Below are 17,702 nucleotides of genomic sequence, written 5' to 3' on the forward strand. Positions count from 1 at the left end.
CGTTTTGAACGCCCCGTTGCCGACATGCCTGACGCTACGTCCCCCCTGCCCTTCGTCAACCTGCCGCTGGTCAAGCCCGGCCTGCGCCACACCGTGGCCGGCCTGCGTGGCTCGGCCGATGCCCTGGCCATTGCCGCCTACGCGCGGCAGCACCGCGCGCGCGCGCCGATGCTGGCTGTGGTGTGCGCCAATGCCGTCGATGCCCAGCGCCTGGCCGAGGAAATCCCCTGGTTCGCGCCCGAGCTGCGCGTGCGCCTGCTGCCCGACTGGGAAACGCTGCCCTATGACAGCTTTTCGCCGCACCAGGACCTGGTCTCCGAACGCCTGGCCACGCTGCACGATATCCAGGGCGGGCAATGCGACGTGATGCTGGTACCGGCCAGCACCGCGCTGTACCGGCTCGCGCCGCCGTCCTTCCTGGCCGCCTACACCTTCTTCTTCAAGCAGGGCGAGCGCCTGGACGAGGCTGCGCTGAAGGCGCAGTTCACGCTGGCCGGCTACGAGCACGTCAGCGCCGTGATGCGCCCGGGCGAATACAGCGTGCGCGGCGGCCTGATCGACCTGTACCCGATGGGCTCGGCGCTGCCGTACCGGATCGACCTGTTCGGCGACGAGATCGAGACCATCCGTGCCTTTGACCCGGACACGCAGCGCAGCCTGTACCCGGTCAAGGAAGTGCGCCTGTTGCCGGGCCGCGAGTTTCCGCTCGACGAGGCCGCGCGCACCGCCTTCCGCGGCCGCTGGCGCGAAGTCTTCGAGGGCGACCCGACCAAGTCGCCGATCTACAAGGACATTGGCAATGGCGTGCCGTCGGCGGGCATCGAGTACTACCTGCCGCTGTTTTTCGAAGACAGCGCGACGCTGTTCGACTACCTGCCGGCGGATACGCAACTGGCCTTCGCGGGCAACATCGATGAAGCGATCCGCCGCTTCTGGGCCGACACCACGCAGCGCTACAACTTCATGCGGCACGATCGTGAGCGCCCGCTGCTGCTGCCAGCCGACCTGTTCCTGTCCGAGGAGCAGTTCTTCGTCGGCGCCAAGCCGATGGCACGGCTGGTGCTGCAGGCGGAGCCGGGCGCGGACCAGACGCCGTTCTCGGCGATCCTGCCCGATGTCTCGGTCAACCGGCGCGCCGACGATCCGCTGGTCAACCTGGAATCGCTGCTGCTCGACAAGCAGATCCGCGTGCTGATGTGCGCGGACTCCGCCGGCCGGCGCGAGACGCTGCTGCAGCTGTTTGCCGAAAGCGGCCTGCGCCCGCAGCCGGTGGACGACTTTGCCGCATTCCTCGCCGGCGAATCGCATTTCTCGATCGCGGTGGCACCCTTGCAAAGCGGCTTCGCGCTGCCGCAAGGACCGTTTGCCTTCGTCACCGAGGCCGAGCTGTACGCCGGCACCGCGCGCCGCACTGGCCGCCGCAAGCAGGAGCAGGCCACCGCCGTCGACTCGATGGTGCGCGACCTGGCCGAACTGAAGATCGGCGATCCGGTGGTGCACAGCGAGCACGGCATCGGCCGCTACCATGGCCTGGTGTCGCTCGACATGGGCCAGGGCGAGGAGGAATTCCTGCACCTCGAATACGACAAGAGCAGCAAGCTGTATGTGCCGGTGCACCAGCTGCACGTGATCTCGCGCTATTCCGGCGCCGATCCGGACACCGCGCCGCTGCACCACCTGGGCTCGGGCCAGTGGGACAAGGCCAAGCGCCGCGCCGCGCAGCAGATCCGCGATACCGCCGCCGAACTGCTGAACCTGTACGCGCGCCGCGCCGCGCGCGAGGGCTTTGCCTTCCCGCTGTCGCCGAAGGACTACGAGACCTTTGCCGAGAGCTTCGGCTTCGAGGAAACGCCGGACCAGGCCGCCGCCATCGCCGCGGTGATCGCCGACATGACCTCGGGCAAGCCGATGGACCGGCTGGTGTGCGGCGACGTCGGCTTCGGCAAGACCGAAGTCGCACTGCGCGCTGCCTTCGTCGCGGTGCTGGGCGGCAAGCAGGTGGCGATGCTCGCGCCGACCACGCTGCTGGCCGAGCAGCATTTCCAGACGCTGTCCGACCGCTTCGCCGAATGGCCGGTGCGCATCGTCGAGCTGTCGCGCTTCAAGACCAGGAAGGAGATCGACGCGGCCATCAAGCAGATCAACGAAGGCAGCGTCGACATCGTTATCGGCACGCACAAGATCCTGTCCGACCAGGTCAAATTCCAGCGCCTGGGGCTGGTCATCATCGACGAGGAACACCGCTTCGGCGTGCGCCAGAAGGAAGCGCTGAAGACGCTGCGCGCCGAGGTCGACATCCTGACGCTGACCGCCACGCCGATCCCGCGCACGCTGGGCATGGCATTGGAAGGCCTGCGCGATTTTTCGGTGATCGCCACCGCGCCGCAGAAGCGGCTGGCAATCAAGACCTTCGTACGGCGCGAGGAGGATGGCGTGATCCGCGAGGCCATCCTGCGCGAGCTCAAGCGCGGCGGGCAGGTCTACTTCCTGCACAACGAGGTCGAGACCATCGAGAACAAGCGCGCCAAGCTCGCCGAGCTCGTGCCCGAAGCACGCATCGCGGTGGCGCACGGCCAGATGCACGAGCGCGAGCTGGAGCGCGTGATGCGCGACTTTGTCTCGCGCCGCGACAACATCCTGCTGTGTACGACCATCATCGAAACCGGCATCGACGTACCGACCGCCAACACCATCCTGATCCACCGCTCCGACAAGTTCGGGCTGGCGCAGCTGCACCAGCTGCGCGGCCGCGTGGGGCGTTCGCACCACCAGGCCTATGCCTACCTGCTGGTGCACGATGTCGACGGCCTGACTAAGCAGGCGCAGCGCCGGCTCGAAGCGATCCAGCAGATGGAGGAACTCGGCTCGGGCTTCTACCTCGCCATGCACGACCTGGAAATCCGCGGCGCCGGCGAGGTGCTGGGCGACAAGCAGTCGGGCGAGATCCACGAGATCGGCTTCCAGCTCTACACCGACATGCTCAACCACGCGGTCAAGGCGCTGAAGGCCGGCAAGGAGCCCGACCTGATGGCGCCGCTGGCGGCGACCACCGAGATCAACCTCGGCACGCCGGCGCTGCTGCCCAACGACTACTGCGGCGATGTGCATGAACGCCTGTCGCTGTACAAGCGGCTGGCCAACTGCGAGACCGCCGAGCGTGTCGACGATATCCAGGAAGAACTGATCGACCGCTTTGGCAGGCTGCCGGCGCAGGCGCAGGCGCTGGTGGAAACGCACCGGCTGCGCATCGCCGCGGCGCCGCTGGGCGTGCGCAAGATCGATGCGGGCGAGGCCACCATCAGCGTGCAGTTCGTGCCCAATCCGCCGATCGATGCCACGCGCATCATCGACCTGGTGCAGAAGAACCGGCATATCAAGCTGGCCGGGCAGGATAAGCTGCGCATTGAGGCCAAGATGCCGGATGTGACGGTACGCGCGCAAACAATCAAGCATACGCTGCGGCAACTGGCGTAAAGCTGCGGGGCGGTGTCATGGCCGATTGCATGGACTCGGCATACGACCGGGTGTAGCATCGGACTCTTGATCGGTTAGTGATAGCGCCCCATGCCAGCCCAAGCCGCCGCCCCGACCCAGACCCACACCCACACTCACACCCAGACTGCCAATGACCATGCCGCGCGCGGCAGCGCGCTCGAATGGACCCAGCGGCTGGTCGCCTACGACACTACCAGCCGCCATTCCAACCTCGGCCTGATCGAGACCGTGCGCGACCACTTCCTGGCCAAGGGCCTGAAGCCGCATCTCACCTACAACCCGCAGCAGGACAAGGCCAATCTGTTTGTCACGGTGCCCGCGGCCAATGGCAGCACCAACGGCGGCATCGTGCTGTCGGGCCACACCGACGTGGTGCCGGTGGACGGCCAGAAGTGGACTACCGATCCGTTCAAGCCGGTGATCCGCGACGGCAAGCTGTATGGCCGGGGCACGTGCGACATGAAGGGCTTCATCGGCACCAGCCTGTCGCTGCTGCCGGCCATCCTCGACGCGAAGCTGCGCGAACCGGTGCACTACGCCCTCTCTTTCGATGAAGAGATCGGCTGCATGGGCGCGCCCTATCTGCTGGCCGAACTGCGCGAGCGTGGCGTGACGCCCGGCGGCTGCATCGTCGGCGAGCCGACCAGCATGCGCGTGATCGTCGCGCACAAGGGCATCAACGCCTACCGCTGCTGCGTCCGGGGCCAGGCCGCGCACTCGTCCCTGACGCCGCGCGGCGTCAATGCCATCGAATACGCTGCGCGGCTGATCTGCTTCATCCGCGATATCGCCGATGAGTTCAAGGCCAACGGTCCTTACGACCAGGCCTTCGACGTGCCCTACACCACGGCGCAGACCGGCACCATCCAGGGCGGCATTGCGCTCAACACCATCCCCGCGCTGTGCGAGTTCGTGTTCGAGTTCCGCAATTTGCCTGGGGTGGATCCGGAAGTGATCTACGCGCGCATCCATGCCTACGCCAACGACGTGCTGCTGCCGAAGATGCGCGCCGAGCATGCCGATGCCGACCTGACGCTCAGCAAGATCGCCGCCGCGCCTTCGCTGGATGTTGCCGAGCAGGCCGCGATCACACAACTGGTGCGGGCGCTGACGGCGGACCGCGAGACCAACAAGGTTGCCTATGGCACCGAAGCCGGGCTGTTCCAGCGCGCGGGCATTCCGGCGGTGGTGTGCGGGCCCGGCGATATCCAGCAGGCGCATAAGCCGGATGAGTTCGTCGCGCTGGAGCAACTGGCGGCATGCGAAGGGTTCTTGCGTAAGGTGGTGGACAGCCTGCGCATGGCCTGACCTTCATCAGCGCTGGCTTGCTCCCCTCTCCCAAAGAAACCCAAAGGGAGAGGGGAGAAGATCACACCGCATTCCGATCGGCCGGGGCGGCTACAATATCGGTTTTTCCGCGGTGCCGCCCGGCCTGACTGCCATGCGGCGCGCGCCCGATCCCACCTGTCATGCCCCTGATCCTCCAGAGCACCGCCCCGCTTTCCGCCGCCGACCTCGACACCGCCCGCACCCTCGCCCGCGCCTCCGAACTGGTGCCGCGCAGCGACACCGTGGCCGCTGCCGAGGACTGCGCGCCGCTGACGCCGGCGCTGCGCGATGCGCTGGACGATTTCTGCGGTCCGCGCGCGATCGACTGGGCCGTAGTCCCGGCCGGACGCAAGCTGTCGGACTTCCGGCTGGTGGCAATGGACATGGATTCGACGCTGATCACCATCGAGTGCATCGACGAGATCGCGGATTTCTGCGGCCTCAAGGCCGAAGTTTCTGCCATCACCGAAGCAGCGATGCGCGGCGAGATCACCGACTTCAACGAAAGCCTGCGGCGCCGCGTGGCGCTGCTCAAGGGCCTGGACGCCAGCGTGCTTGACCGCGTCTACGCCGAGCGCCTGCGCCTGTCGCCCGGTGCCGAACGCATGCTGCAGGCCGTGCAGGCGCTGGGCATCAGGACGCTGCTGGTGTCCGGCGGTTTCGTCCACTTCACCGACCAGCTCAAGCCGCGCCTGAAGCTGGACTTCACCCGCGCCAATACGCTGGAGATCATCGACGGCAAGCTGACCGGCAACGTGGTCGGCGAGATCGTCAACGCCGACGTCAAGGCCCGTACCGTGCAGGAGATCTGCGCGCAGATCGGCGCCACGCCGGACCAGGCCATTGTCATGGGCGACGGCTCCAACGACCTCAAGATGATGGCGGTCGCCGGCCTGTCGGTGGCCTTCCGCGCCAAGCCGGTGGTGCGCGCGCAGGCCAGCGTCGCGTTCAACCACGTCGGGCTGGACGGGCTGCTGGCGCTGTTCCCCCACTGAGGTCACGCCAGCGGCCCGTGGCGCCGCTGCGCCGTACTTTTCTGGATGGGTAGCGGCTCTGCCACATTTCGACGACGCTCCCTTCCAACATTCCGCTTGCAGGGACAAATGCGAATCATTACCATTAATGTTTCGATTCGCTAACATTTCCCCTCATGCAAGTTCTGGCCGTTTTCCTGGGCCTGGCCGCGGCCGCGTGCCTGTACCTGGCTGCGCCTAACCAGGTCCTGCTGCCGCCCGGACGCGGCCCGGGGCCGCGCGTATTTGGCTGGCTCGGCCTGGCGCTGGTGATCGCCAGCACCTGGCTGTGGAGCACGACCAATGGCTGGCCGGTGGCGATCGCCGCCAGCCTGGCAACGGTCCCCTGCGCGCTGTCGGCCTGGCCTTTCGTCGGCACTTATGCCCAACGCAAGCGCCAGGCGGGTCAGGGCCGGATGGTGCAGACAGGGCAAGGGAGCCAACGGGCATGAACGGCGCCGCCGATACCATGGGCACCAAGTGGCTGGCTGGCACCCTGCTCGGGCTGCCCCTCGCCGTAGTGCTGTGCACGCTGTCGATCCTGTGGCTGCCCGGCGGCTGGGAAACCGGCATCGTTGCCGCGGTCGTGGCTTGCCTGCCGGTGTGGGTGGCCATCATCAGTTGCAGCCTGCTGTTCCGCACCAGCCGCTCGGCCTGGCTGTGGCTGGGAGGCGCCAATCTGCTCTGCTTCGGCGCGCTGTGGGCCCTGCGCCTGGCGGGCCTGGCCCCGGCCGCGCTGCCCGTCTCCTGAGAACGCCATCATGAAAACCGCAACCCTGCGCCTGTACCAGACGCTGCATACCTGGGTCGGCCTGATGGCCGGCTGGGCACTGTTTATCGCCTTCTTTGCCGGCGCCGTGACCGTGTTCCACCACGAGCTCCACGTGTGGCAATCGCCCACACGCCTGAAAGGCAATGGGCCGGTCGAAGCCAGGGCCGACCCGGCCGCGGTCGACCGCTTCATGCACAGGCTGGTGGCGATCCACCCTGACGCGGCCGCCAGCGCTTATGTGATCATGCCGTCCGAAGGCGAGCCAAATATCGCCGCCTATTGGCAGGACAAGGCCGGCGAATGGCAGATGACCACCGACGCACGCCTGGCCGGCGACGCCGCGATGCAGCGCGACACCTCGCGCGACCACGTGATCGGCGAACTCTCGGCGTTCCTGAACAGCCTGCACTATTCGCTCGGCATTCCGGTCGGCGGGATCTACTTCATGGGCGCGATCTCGGTGCTGTACGGGCTGGCGCTGGTGTCGGGCGTGCTGCTGCACCTGCCGCGCCTAAAGAAGGACCTGTTCGCGGTGCGACCGGGACGCAACCTCAAGCGCTTCTGGATGGATGCGCACAACGTGCTGGGACTGTTCAGCCTGCCCTTCCACCTGGTCTTTGCCATCACCGGCGCGCTGTTCTGCCTGTCGCTGGTGCTGATGATGGTGTTCAACACGCTGACCTTCGACGGCCGCCTGTTCGAAGCCGTGCCGCGCGCCACCACCGCGGTGCCGGAGGTGGCTGCCGCCGGCCGCGCCGTGCCGACGATGCCCACCGACACCCTGGTGCGGATTGCGCAACAGCACGGCGGCGAACGCTTCACGGCAGGGTCGTTCCGCTTCCAACGCTTTGGCGATGCCAATGCCGTGGTCGAAGTGCGCGGCACCAGCGCCAAGGCCCTCGGCAATCTCGGCTCGGTCGGCATCCACGCCGCGCAGGGCGAACCCAACGCGGGCCTGCTGACCGCCAACCAGACTGCCGGCGCGCGCGACGGCAATCACGGGCTGTACAGCGCGCTGTATGCGCTGCACTTCGGCACCTTCGGCGAGTTGCCGGTGCGGCTGGTCTACCTGCTGGCCGGCCTGGCCGGCGCGTTCCTGTTCTATTCGGGCAACCTGCTGTGGATCGAATCGCGGCGCAAGCTGCGCCAGGCCGAACAGCCGCGCGTGCACCGCTTGCTGGCGCAGGCGACCGTCGGCGTCTGCATCGGCTGCTGCATCGGGGTGGCGCTGTGCTTTCCGGCAGCACTGCTGTGGCCCGAACGCGCGGTGAGCTACACCTACTTCACGGTGTTCGGCATTGCCTGTGCGTGGGCGCTGCTGCGCCCGCCGGTACGCGCGGCGATCGAACTGCTGTACGTGGCGGCACTGGCCGCGCTGACCGTGCCGCTGGCCAACGCCATCCTGACCGGCGACCACCTGATGCGCAGCATCCCCAGCGGGCACTGGATCATCGCCGGCTTCGATATCGGCGCCATCGCGCTGGCGGCGGGTTTCGTCGCCCTCGCCCGCGCCACCCAGCGGCGTGCGCGCAGCGGACCGGCCGAGTCGGTCTGGGCAATGCCGCGTGCCGCCGCCTCGTCCACGTCCACGTCCACGTCCACGTCCACGTCCACGGCCACGGCCACGGCCGCCGCCGGCGCCAAGCCGATGTCCGGCGCGGACGCGCGCTGAGCGCCGGCTGTTGCCCGGGACTCGCCTACACTACATGAGTCCCCAACCAGCAACCCCGACCGCCATGGAACCGACCTTCCACCAGTTTTCCGAACTGTTCGCGCAACTCGGCCTGGCTTCCGATGAAGCCAGCATCCGCAGCTTCATCGGCCAGCACGCACCGCTGCCAGACGATATGGAACTGGCGGAGGCGCCGTTCTGGACGCCCGCGCAGTCAGCGCTGCTGCACGACGAACTTCTCGACGACGCCGACTGGGCCGAAGTGGTCGACCAGCTCAACCTGGCGCTGCGCAAGCCTGCCTGAAGCGGCGCGGGGCGCCTGCGCGCCCCGCCCCCGCCTTTACATCCCTTACACCGCGCCCAGCTTCGCCTCCATCGCCTGGCGCAGGTCGGCGATCAGGTCGCGGGTGTCTTCCAGGCCGATATAGAGCCGCACCAGTTCGCCGGTGTCCTGCCAGCCGGCCGGCGGCCAGGTGCCTGCCGGGCGCATGCCCTGCACGTGATAAGGCACGGCCAGGCTGTGCGCACCACCCCACGACCAGCCGATCGCGAACAACTGCAGCGCCTCGACAAAGGCATCGACCTGCTGGCGCGAGTAGCGCGCGCGCAGGATGATGGCGAACAGGCCGGTGGCGCCGGTGAAGTCGCGCCGCCAGTTGGCATGGCCGGGGCAGTCGGGCAGCGCGGGATGCAGCACGCGCGCCACCTCGGGCCGCTGGCGCAGCCATTCGGCGACTTCGCGCGCACCGCGGTCGTGCGCCGCCAGCCGCACCGGCAGGCTCGGCAGCCCGCGCAGCACCAGGTGGCAGTCATCGGCGGACACCCCCCAGCCCATCAGCATGCGGGTGCGCCGCAGGCGGTCGTGCAGCGCATCGTCACGCGTCATCACCGCGCCCATCAGCACATCGCTGCCGCCGGACTGGTATTTGGTCAGCGCCTGCACCGAGATATCGATGCCCTTGTCGAACGGGCGGAAGTAGACGCCGCCCGACCAGGTGTTGTCGATTGCCGTCAGCACGCCATGCGCCTGCGCGGCGGCGACGATGGCATCGGTGTCCGCCACTTCCATCGTCACCGAACCCGGCGACTCCATCCAGATCAGGCGCGTCTCGGGACGGATCATCGCGGCCATGCCAGCGGCGTCCATCGGGTCGTAGTAGCGTACCGACACGCCGAAGTCGCGCGCCAGCCATTCGCCATGGTCTCGGTTGGGGCCGTAGACGTTGTGCGGCATCAGCACGTCGTCGCCGCTCTTGAGCAGTGCGAAGTAGACCAGCGAAATCGCCGCCAGCCCCGAAGGCAGCAGCAAGGTATGCCGCGCGCCTTCGATCAGTGCCAGGTGCTGGCACAGCGCTTCGCTGGTCGGGGTGGCGTGCAGGCCGTAACGCCAGTAGGTGGTGGTGCCGTCGCCCTGCGCCCGAAGTTCAGCCAGGTTGCGGAACACCACGGTCGAGCCACGGTGGGTGGCGGGAGAGAATGAGGCAAAGCCGGATGCGATGTCCAGTTCGGGCTGGACCGCCACGGTCTGCAGGTAATGGGGGCGGGATGCGGGCTTGTCGGACGATGAATCGGACACGGCGGATTCCTTGCTGGCTGCTGGCCGGCGCTGGCGCGATGCCAGGCAGGCATCACACTGTCCGGGCCAGGAATGAGACTCGGTGAGCCTTCGAGCTTACCAGCAAATGCCGGCCGCGCCACCGGGAACGGTGGCGGTCGGCATAGCGCGCGAAAATGGTGCCGGATTACCAGCCGGAGATCGACGACTTGGGCGGCGGCGGCGCGTAGGTGACGCCGCTGCCGGGCGTCATGTCGAATGGTGGAATGACCAGCACGCCCAGCGGGCGGATAAAGAACGGCAGCACGATGGCGGGATTGAAGGCATCGGTCCAGGTGCCGCGCACGGCGCCGCTGGCGTCGATATTGCCCTCCCAGTTGCCCGTTACGCGCGTACCATCGTCCGACTCTTCCATCAGGAAAGCGCCGTTTTCCCATTCGCCGGCGAGCAGGCGCACACCGGCGCCGCGGCCGCTATATTCGCCGCGCACGCTGTCGCGCTCGTCGGGCTTGGGGCCGAGCCGCAGCCGCACGGGCTGGTCGCCGACCTTGCCGACATAGACAGGCAGCGATGAATACTCGGGGCGCGGTGCCAGCGGCCTGGGCGTGCCGGTCGACAGCGCCGTGCCGCGCCTGGCCTCGCCATCGCGGATGGCCTGGTTGATGCCAAGGCTCTCGCCGCCAGCCGAGGCCGCCCCGACCGGGCCGGTCGACAATTCAGTCGCCGGTGCGGCCTGCGCCGTGCCCGCCAGGGCGAGCACGGCAGCCAGCGCCGGGATGGCCGTTTTCAGCAGCACACGGCGCAAGGCGAACCTCAGATCCGCTCAAAGATGGCGGCAATGCCCTGCCCGCCGCCGATGCACATCGTCACCAGCGCGTAGCGGCCTTGCACACGTTGCAGCTCGTACAGCGCCTTGACCGTGATCAGCGCACCGGTGGCACCGATCGGGTGGCCCAGCGAGATGCCCGAGCCGTTCGGGTTGACCTTGGCCGGATCGAGGCCCAGGGCCTTGGTCACGGCGCAAGCCTGCGCGGCGAAGGCTTCGTTGGCTTCGATCACGTCCAGGTCCGACACCTGCAGGCCGGCACGTTCCAGCGCGATCTTCGTCGCCGGCACCGGGCCAATGCCCATGGTCTTCGGATCCACGCCGGCATGGCCGTACGACACCAGGCGCGCCAGCGGCTTCAGGCCGCGGCGCTCGGCCTCGGCACGCTCCATCATCACCACCGCCGCGGCGGCATCGTTCAGGCCCGAGGCATTGCCGGCCGTGACCGTACCGTTCTCTTTGACGAAAACCGGCTTGAGCTTGGTCATGTCGTCCATGGTGGCGTCATGGCGCACGTGCTCGTCGGTGTCGAAAGTGACCTCGCCCTTGCGGCCCTTGCTTACCACCGGGACGATCTGGTCCTTGAAGTAGCCGGCCTTGATCGCGGCGGACGCGCGGCGGTGCGATTCCAGCGCGGCCTCGTCCTGCTGCGCGCGCGAGATGTCATACTCCTTGGCCACGTTCTCGGCGGTGACGCCCATGTGGATGCGGTGGAACGGATCGTGCAGCGCGCCCAGCATCATGTCGACCAGGCCGGCGTCGCCCATGCGGGCGCCCCAGCGGGCCGCCGGCGCCAGGTACGGGGCACGGCTCATGCTTTCGGCACCGCCGCCGATGGCGACGTTGGCATCGCCCAGCAGGATGGTCTGCGCGGCGCTGACGATGGCCTGCAGGCCCGAGCCGCACAGGCGGTTCACGGTCAGCGCGGGCGCGTTGGTCGAGACCCCGCCGTTGACCGCGGCCACGCGGCCCAGGTACATGTCGCGCGGCTCGGTCTGGATCACGTTGCCGAACACCACATGGCCGACGTCGTCGCCGGATACCTGCGCACGGGCCAGCGCCTCGCGCACGACCAGCGCGCCCAGTTCTGCCGGCGCCACATCCTTCAGGCTGCCACCAAAGGTCCCGATCGCGGTACGCACACCGCTCACCACTACGACTTCACGTGTCATGACTTGTCTCCAAGGAGGTATGTTGCACCGCACAGTATAGCGGCGGCGGCGCAAAAACGAACGACCGTACTTTTACCTAATCGCCACCGCGCCGGCCTCGTCCGGCAGGACTAGCTCAGACCTCGCCCCACAAGTCATGGCCATCGGCGCCCGTGATCGTGACGTCGACGAACTCGCCCGCGCGGTAGCGCTGCGAGGTGCGCTCCGGCGGCGCGATATAGACCAGGCCGTCGATTTCCGGCGCATCCGCCGACGAACGGCCAATGCCGCCGTCCTGGTTGACCTCGTCGACCAGCACGCGCAGGGTCTGGCCGACCTTGCGCTGCAGTCGGCGCGCCGACACTTCCTCGGCCACTTCCATGAAGCGGGCGCGGCGCTCTTCGCGCACCTCGTCAGGCAGTGCGCCCGGCAGGTCGTTGGCCGTGGCGCCTTCCACCGGCGAGTACGCAAAGCAGCCGACGCGGTCGAGCTCGGCCTCGGCGATAAAGTCCAGCAGCGTCTGGAACTCGGCCTCGGTTTCGCCCGGGAAGCCGGCGATAAAGGTGCTGCGGATGGTCAGCTCGGGGCAGATCTCGCGCCAGGCGCGGATGCGGTCCATGGTCTTTTCGGCGTTGGCCGGGCGCTTCATGCGCTTGAGCACATCCGGGTGGGCGTGCTGCAGCGGCACGTCGAGGTAAGGCAGCACGTGGCCCTGCGACATCAGCGGGATGATCTCGTCGACGTGCGGATACGGGTAGACGTAGTGCAGGCGCACCCAGGCACCATACTGCGCGGCCAGTTCGCCCAGCGCCGCTACCAGCTCGGTCATGCGGGTCTTGAGCGGGCGGCCGTTCCAGAAGCCGGTGCGGTACTTGACGTCGACGCCATAGGCGCTGGTGTCCTGCGAGATCACCAGCAGCTCCTTGACGCCTGCCTTGAACAGGTTCTCGGCCTCCAGCATGACTTCGGCCACCGGGCGCGACACCAGGTCGCCGCGCATCGACGGGATGATGCAGAACGAGCAGCGGTGGTTGCAACCCTCCGAGATCTTCAGGTAGGCGTAGTGCTTGGGCGTCAGTTTGATGCCGGCAGCCGGCACCAGGTCGGTGAACGGGTCGTGCGGCTTCGGCAGGTGCGTGTGCACGGCCTGCATCACTTCGCCCAGCGCATGCGGGCCGGTCACGGCCAGCACCTTGGGGTGCACCGACGACACGATGTCCTGCCCCGCTGCGTCCTTCTTGGCGCCGAGACAGCCGGTCACGATGACCTTGCCGTTCTCGGTAAGCGCCTCGCCGATGGCGTCCAGGCTTTCCTGGACGGCCTCGTCGATAAAGCCGCAGGTATTGACCACCACCAGGTCGGCGCCGTCATAGGTGCCGCTGATGGCATAGCCCTCGGCGCGGAGCTGGGTGATGATCTGCTCGGAGTCGACCAGGGCCTTGGGACAGCCAAGCGAAACGAAACCCACGCGAGGACTATGGTCTTTCTGGGTCGTTGATTCTGAAGGGTTTTTCACGGTGCGATACGAATGTAGGGCAGGCGGGCGGAGTATATCCGGTTATCGCGCGGGCGATCGGGCGCCCGGCAATTGCAGGCCAATCGCGTATTTTACCCTTTCGCCGGGCTTTGCCGGCGCCTGACGCCACACTTGATGACCTGATTCAGTCAGGAATCGGAGCGGCGCCGGGAACACTCGGCAGCAGGCGCGCGATCTCGGCCGAGTCGTGCATGCGCCGGATTGCGGCATGCAGTTCGGCGGCCTGCGGCCAGGTCCGCTTCAGGTAGCTGAGCCAGAGCTTGACCCGCCCGTGCTCATGGCAGGACGAGATCCGATCGTGCAGCTTCTTCAGGTACAGCGAGATCTGGCGCAGCACCAGCGGCCATTCGGCGGCGGACGGCGTACTCTCCATCTGGCCGCGGATACGCCGGGCCAGGAACGGGTCGGAGACCGCGCCGCGCCCGATCATCACATCGTCGCAACCGGTCACTGCGCGACAGCGCTCCCAGTCGGCAACGGTCCAGACATCGCCGTTGGCAACCACCGGAATGTCGATGGCCTCCGCGATCCGCGCGATCCACTCCCAATGCGCGGGCGGCCGATAACCCTCGTCGCGCGTGCGCGCATGCACCACCAGCGACGCCGTCCCGCCTTCCGCCAGTGCGGCGGCGCAGTCCAGGGCGAGCGCGGTATCGGAAATGCCCAGCCGCATCTTGGCGGTCACGGCAATATGCGACGGCACCGCCGCGCGCACGGCGGCAACGATGCGGTTCAACAATTCAGGTTGCCCGAGCAGCATGGCGCCGCCGCCATGCCGGTTGACCACCTTCGCCGGACAGCCGAAGTTGAGGTCGATGCCGTGCGGCGACAGGGTTGCGGCATAGGCGGCATTTCGGGCCAGCCATTCGGGATCGCTGCCGAGCAACTGGATCACCATCGGTGTGCCACTGCGGCTATAGCCGCCATCCAGGGTTTCGGGCGTATCCCGCTCATAGACACGCGCGGGCAGCAGCGAGCCCGTTACCCTGACGAACTCCGACACACAGCCGTCGAAGCCGCCCAGGCCGGTCAGCACATCGCGCAAGACATAGTCCGCAAGCCCCTCCATCGGAGCGAGGATCAGCCGGCTCATAATCAGGAGTGCGCCAGGCGGCGCGCGCCGGGTGCACGGGCGCGCGATTGGCAAGGACGGTGGATTCTGGAAGGCATCGGGATTCGCGCTTTGCAGGCGAGTCCGCAAATGAGCCGCCAGTTCAGGAGGTCGGCATTTTAACCGCTTTGGCCGCTACGCTGCACGCTGGAAGTTTTTATCAACAGCGCACAGGAAAAGCGGCAGGCCAGGCGGCCCGCCGCCACATCGATTACTTCTTGTCCGGCTGGTTGAACGGGAACGTCCCGAACATATTCTTGGCCTGGTTCTGCATCTGTTCCTGCATCTGCACGAACAGGTTCTTGCTCTGCTCGATGTAGTTGCTCATCATGCCCTGCATCATCGGACCCTGCATGTTCATGAACTGCGACCACATGTCCGGGCTGAAGGCTTCACCCGAATACAGGCCCTTGGAGTTCTCGGCCAGCTTGTTCTGGATATCGATAAAGGCCTGGATGTTCTTTTCCAGGTAGGTGCCCATCATGCCCTGCATGGCATGGCCATAGAACCGGATGATCTGCGACAGCATGGCACTGGAGAACATCGGCACGCCGCCGGTCTCTTCTTCAAGGATGATCTGCAGCAAAATGCTGCGGGTCAGTTCATCCCCAGACTTGGCGTCAACGACCTTGAACTCTTCGGAATCCATGACCAGCTGCTTGACGTCAGCCAGGGTGATATAGGTGCTGGTCTGGGTGTCGTAGAGCCTGCGGTTCGGATACTTCTTGATCAGTCGCTCTGCGCCTTTTTTGGTCGTGGCCATCGGTGCTCTGTCCTTGTGTCGTCGCTGATTGCGCGCTGCTGCACCGCATGGGGTGCACTGCGCAAATCGGTACCGCCTGCGCCATCTGTGATTGTCGTGTTGGCTTGCCGCGGCCTGTTCGCGCATGGCTGCGCGTTGCGGCTTCGCCACCTCGCCCCCGCGAGGGCCGCGCTGCACGACTATGGTGCTGGCTGCGCCGCTGCCCTGATTCTATGCCCAACACAGCACTAAGAAAAGCGACCCAGCTTAAGGAAAACCCGGTAAACCCCTGCCAAATCTGCAAAAATGCCGCGGCGCAAAAATGATTCGCGGGCCCTTGAGGCCCGCGAAAGTGACATCGGAATGAAAGCTCCGCCGCCTTGTGCGCCGCGCTGGCTGCACCGCAAAATGCGGCCGCCGGCGCGGTTGCCGATCACGCCGGCCGGTCAGCCCATGTGCAGGCCGCCGTTCAGCGAGAAGTCGGCGCCGGTGGAGAAACCGGATTCCTCGGACGACAGCCATGCGCAGATCGAAGCGATCTCGTCCGGCTCGCCCAGGCGCTTGACCGGGATCGTGCCGACGATCTTGTCGAGCACATCCTGGCGGATCGCCTTGACCATATCGGTGGCAATGTAGCCCGGCGAAACGGTGTTGACCGTCACGCCCTTGGTCGCCACTTCCTGCGCCAGCGCCATGGTGAAGCCGTGCAGGCCGGCCTTGGCGGTGGAGTAGTTGGTCTGGCCGAACTGGCCCTTCTGGCCGTTCACCGACGAAATATTGACGATCCGGCCCCAGCCGCGGTCGACCATGCCGTCGATCACCTGCTTGGTGACGTTGAACAGCGAGGTCAGGTTGGTGTCGATCACCGCATCCCAGTCGGCGCGGGTCATCTTGCGGAACACCACGTCGCGCGTGATGCCAGCGTTGTTGATCAGCACATCGACCTCGCCGACCTCGGCCTTGACCTTGTCGAAGGCTGCCTTGGTCGAATCCCAGTCAGCGACGTTGCCTTCCGAGGCGACGAAATCGAAGCCGAGCGCCTTCTGCTGCTCGATCCACTTTTCACGGCGCGGCGAGTTGGGGCCGCAGCCGGCCACCACACGAAAGCCATCCTTGGCCAGCCGCTGGCAAATGGCGGTCCCGATGCCGCCCATGCCGCCGGTCACATACGCAATGCGCTGAGTCATGTCCACTCCTTGATTGGCTCTTCGTTATCGTTGCCGGGCCCGCGAGGACCGCTGGCCCGGCCTACTGCTGATTTGTTGCAGCCTGGTTGCGGATCAGTTGCGGATCAGTTGCGCTCCACCGCCAGCGCCACGCCCATGCCGCCGCCGATGCAGAGCGAGGCCAGGCCCTTCTTGGCGTCGCGGCGCTTCATCTCGTGCAGCAGCGTCACCAGGATACGGCAGCCCGATGCACCGATCGGGTGGCCGATGGCGATGGCGCCGCCGTTGACGTTGACCTTGGAGGTATCCCAGCCCATTTGCTGGTGCACCGCCAGCGCCTGCGCGGCGAAGGCCTCGTTGATTTCCATCAAGTCGAGGTCCTGCGGCGTCCAGCCGGCACGCGACAGCGCGCGCTTGGAAGCCGGCACCGGGCCCATGCCCATCACCTTGGGATCGACGCCGGCGTTGGCGAAGCTCTTGATCGTGGCCAGCGGCGTCAGGCCCAGTTCCTTGGCCTTGGCGGCCGACATCACCACCACCGCGGCGGCGCCGTCGTTCAGGCCCGAGGCGTTTGCCGCGGTCACCGAACCGGCCTTGTCGAAGGCGGGCTTCAGGCCGGACATGCTGTCCAGCGTGGCGCCCTGGCGGACAAACTCGTCGGTCTTGAACGCCACCGGGTCGCCCTTGCGCTGCGGAATCAGCACCGGCACGATTTCCTCGTCGAACTTGCCGGCCTTCTGGGCGGCTTCGGCCTTGTTCTGCGAGCCGACCGCGAATTCATCCTGCGCCTCGCGCGTGATGCCGTATTCCTTGGCAACGTTCTCGGCGGTAATGCCCATGTGGTACTGGTTGTACACATCCCACAGGCCGTCGACGATCATGGTGTCGACCAGCTTGGTGTCGCCCATGCGGAAGCCGTCGCGCGAGCCCGGCAGCACGTGCGGCGCGGCGCTCATGTTTTCCTGGCCGCCGGCCACCACGATCTCGGCATCGCCGGCAGCGATGGCATTGGCCGCCAGCATCACGGCCTTCAGGCCCGAGCCGCAAACCTTGTTGATGGTCATGGCGGGCACCATGGCCGGCAGGCCGGCCTTGATCGACGCCTGGCGCGCCGGGTTCTGGCCCGAGCCGGCGGTCAGCACCTGGCCCATGATGACCTCGCTGACTTGTTCCGGCTTGATGCCGGCGCGCTCAAGCGCCGCCTTGATGACCACGGCGCCCAGTTCCGGGGCCGGGATCTTGGCCAGCGATCCGCCAAACTTGCCTACTGCGGTACGGGCCGCGGAAACGATGACAACGTCAGTCATGGTGTAGTCCTTTCGATGGAAATGGA

General features: G+C 66.8%; 15 protein-coding genes. 7 read left to right on the top strand and 8 right to left on the bottom strand.

What is annotated here, in order from left to right:
- Nucleotides 1-24: 24 nt before the first annotated feature.
- From mfd to J8I82_RS23025, 7 genes are all read left to right on the top strand, one after another.
- The gene (mfd, locus tag J8I82_RS22995) at nucleotides 25-3,474 is read left to right on the top strand and encodes a transcription-repair coupling factor (protein ID WP_209761180.1); all 3,450 of its coding nucleotides are present in this window, start codon (nucleotides 25-27) and stop codon (nucleotides 3,472-3,474) included.
- Nucleotides 3,475-3,564: 90 nt separating this feature from the next.
- The gene (gene argE, locus J8I82_RS23000) at nucleotides 3,565-4,803 is read left to right on the top strand and encodes an acetylornithine deacetylase (protein ID WP_209761181.1); all 1,239 of its coding nucleotides are present in this window, start codon (nucleotides 3,565-3,567) and stop codon (nucleotides 4,801-4,803) included.
- A 161-nt stretch (nucleotides 4,804-4,964) separates the two neighbouring features.
- A complete protein-coding gene (gene serB / locus J8I82_RS23005) occupies nucleotides 4,965-5,819 on the top strand; it encodes a phosphoserine phosphatase SerB (RefSeq protein WP_209761182.1) in 855 nt (284 codons plus the stop codon).
- A 155-nt stretch (nucleotides 5,820-5,974) separates the two neighbouring features.
- Nucleotides 5,975-6,289 (top strand): hypothetical protein, encoded by a 315-nt coding sequence (locus tag J8I82_RS23010; protein WP_209761183.1) that lies wholly within the window; start codon nucleotides 5,975-5,977, stop codon nucleotides 6,287-6,289.
- On the top strand, nucleotides 6,286-6,588 hold the full coding sequence (locus J8I82_RS23015; protein WP_245180011.1) for a hypothetical protein: 303 nt from the start codon (nucleotides 6,286-6,288) through the stop codon (nucleotides 6,586-6,588). The genes J8I82_RS23010 and J8I82_RS23015 overlap by 4 nt, the downstream gene beginning before the upstream one ends.
- A gap of 10 nt (nucleotides 6,589-6,598) precedes the next feature.
- Nucleotides 6,599-8,281: a PepSY-associated TM helix domain-containing protein gene (locus J8I82_RS23020; RefSeq protein WP_245180013.1), complete on the top strand. Its 1,683-nt coding sequence runs from the start codon at nucleotides 6,599-6,601 to the stop codon at nucleotides 8,279-8,281.
- 64 nt (nucleotides 8,282-8,345) lie between these two features.
- Nucleotides 8,346-8,585, top strand: coding sequence for a DUF2789 domain-containing protein (locus J8I82_RS23025; protein ID WP_209761184.1), 240 nt, complete (start codon nucleotides 8,346-8,348; stop codon nucleotides 8,583-8,585).
- A gap of 45 nt (nucleotides 8,586-8,630) precedes the next feature.
- Here J8I82_RS23025 and J8I82_RS23030 read toward each other — a convergent pair whose 3' ends face one another.
- The 8 genes from J8I82_RS23030 to J8I82_RS23065 all read right to left on the bottom strand — a co-directional run bounded on the left by J8I82_RS23030 (nucleotide 8,631) and on the right by J8I82_RS23065 (nucleotide 17,676).
- Nucleotides 8,631-9,857: a cystathionine beta-lyase gene (locus J8I82_RS23030; protein WP_209761185.1), complete on the bottom strand. Its 1,227-nt coding sequence runs from the start codon at nucleotides 9,855-9,857 to the stop codon at nucleotides 8,631-8,633.
- A 166-nt stretch (nucleotides 9,858-10,023) separates the two neighbouring features.
- Nucleotides 10,024-10,641 carry a hypothetical protein gene (locus tag J8I82_RS23035; RefSeq protein ID WP_245180015.1) on the bottom strand — a complete coding sequence of 206 codons (618 nt, stop codon included), beginning with the start codon at nucleotides 10,639-10,641 and terminating at the stop codon, nucleotides 10,024-10,026.
- Nucleotides 10,642-10,649: 8 nt separating this feature from the next.
- Entirely contained in the window at nucleotides 10,650-11,834 is a 1,185-nt protein-coding gene (gene bktB, locus J8I82_RS23040) for a beta-ketothiolase BktB (protein WP_209761186.1), read from the bottom strand.
- A gap of 115 nt (nucleotides 11,835-11,949) precedes the next feature.
- Complete coding sequence (gene rimO / locus J8I82_RS23045; RefSeq protein ID WP_209761187.1) at nucleotides 11,950-13,329, bottom strand: 30S ribosomal protein S12 methylthiotransferase RimO; 1,380 nt, start codon at nucleotides 13,327-13,329, stop codon at nucleotides 11,950-11,952.
- A 145-nt stretch (nucleotides 13,330-13,474) separates the two neighbouring features.
- A complete protein-coding gene (locus tag J8I82_RS23050; protein WP_209761188.1) occupies nucleotides 13,475-14,443 on the bottom strand; it encodes a tRNA dihydrouridine synthase in 969 nt (322 codons plus the stop codon).
- 229 nt (nucleotides 14,444-14,672) lie between these two features.
- The gene (gene phaR, locus J8I82_RS23055) at nucleotides 14,673-15,224 is read right to left on the bottom strand and encodes a polyhydroxyalkanoate synthesis repressor PhaR (protein ID WP_018004481.1); all 552 of its coding nucleotides are present in this window, start codon (nucleotides 15,222-15,224) and stop codon (nucleotides 14,673-14,675) included.
- A gap of 425 nt (nucleotides 15,225-15,649) precedes the next feature.
- Nucleotides 15,650-16,390 (bottom strand): 3-ketoacyl-ACP reductase, encoded by a 741-nt coding sequence (locus J8I82_RS23060; RefSeq protein ID WP_209761189.1) that lies wholly within the window; start codon nucleotides 16,388-16,390, stop codon nucleotides 15,650-15,652.
- A 104-nt stretch (nucleotides 16,391-16,494) separates the two neighbouring features.
- Nucleotides 16,495-17,676 carry an acetyl-CoA C-acetyltransferase gene (locus J8I82_RS23065; protein WP_209761190.1) on the bottom strand — a complete coding sequence of 394 codons (1,182 nt, stop codon included), beginning with the start codon at nucleotides 17,674-17,676 and terminating at the stop codon, nucleotides 16,495-16,497.
- Nucleotides 17,677-17,702 lie beyond the last annotated feature (26 nt).

Source organism: Cupriavidus consociatus, from assembly GCF_017814975.1.
Lineage (GTDB): Bacteria > Pseudomonadota > Gammaproteobacteria > Burkholderiales > Burkholderiaceae > Cupriavidus > Cupriavidus consociatus.

Coding starts and splice junctions, on each gene's coding strand:
- mfd (WP_209761180.1), top strand. CDS start 25: ATGCCTGACGCTACGTCCCCCCTGCCCTTCGTCAACCTGCCGCTGGTC.
- argE (WP_209761181.1), top strand. CDS start 3,565: ATGCCAGCCCAAGCCGCCGCCCCGACCCAGACCCACACCCACACTCAC.
- serB (WP_209761182.1), top strand. CDS start 4,965: ATGCCCCTGATCCTCCAGAGCACCGCCCCGCTTTCCGCCGCCGACCTC.
- J8I82_RS23010 (WP_209761183.1), top strand. CDS start 5,975: ATGCAAGTTCTGGCCGTTTTCCTGGGCCTGGCCGCGGCCGCGTGCCTG.
- J8I82_RS23015 (WP_245180011.1), top strand. CDS start 6,286: ATGAACGGCGCCGCCGATACCATGGGCACCAAGTGGCTGGCTGGCACC.
- J8I82_RS23020 (WP_245180013.1), top strand. CDS start 6,599: ATGAAAACCGCAACCCTGCGCCTGTACCAGACGCTGCATACCTGGGTC.
- J8I82_RS23025 (WP_209761184.1), top strand. CDS start 8,346: ATGGAACCGACCTTCCACCAGTTTTCCGAACTGTTCGCGCAACTCGGC.
- bktB (WP_209761186.1), bottom strand. CDS start 11,834: ATGACACGTGAAGTCGTAGTGGTGAGCGGTGTGCGTACCGCGATCGGG.
- J8I82_RS23050 (WP_209761188.1), bottom strand. CDS start 14,443: ATGAGCCGGCTGATCCTCGCTCCGATGGAGGGGCTTGCGGACTATGTC.
- phaR (WP_018004481.1), bottom strand. CDS start 15,224: ATGGCCACGACCAAAAAAGGCGCAGAGCGACTGATCAAGAAGTATCCG.
- J8I82_RS23060 (WP_209761189.1), bottom strand. CDS start 16,390: ATGACTCAGCGCATTGCGTATGTGACCGGCGGCATGGGCGGCATCGGG.
- J8I82_RS23065 (WP_209761190.1), bottom strand. CDS start 17,676: ATGACTGACGTTGTCATCGTTTCCGCGGCCCGTACCGCAGTAGGCAAG.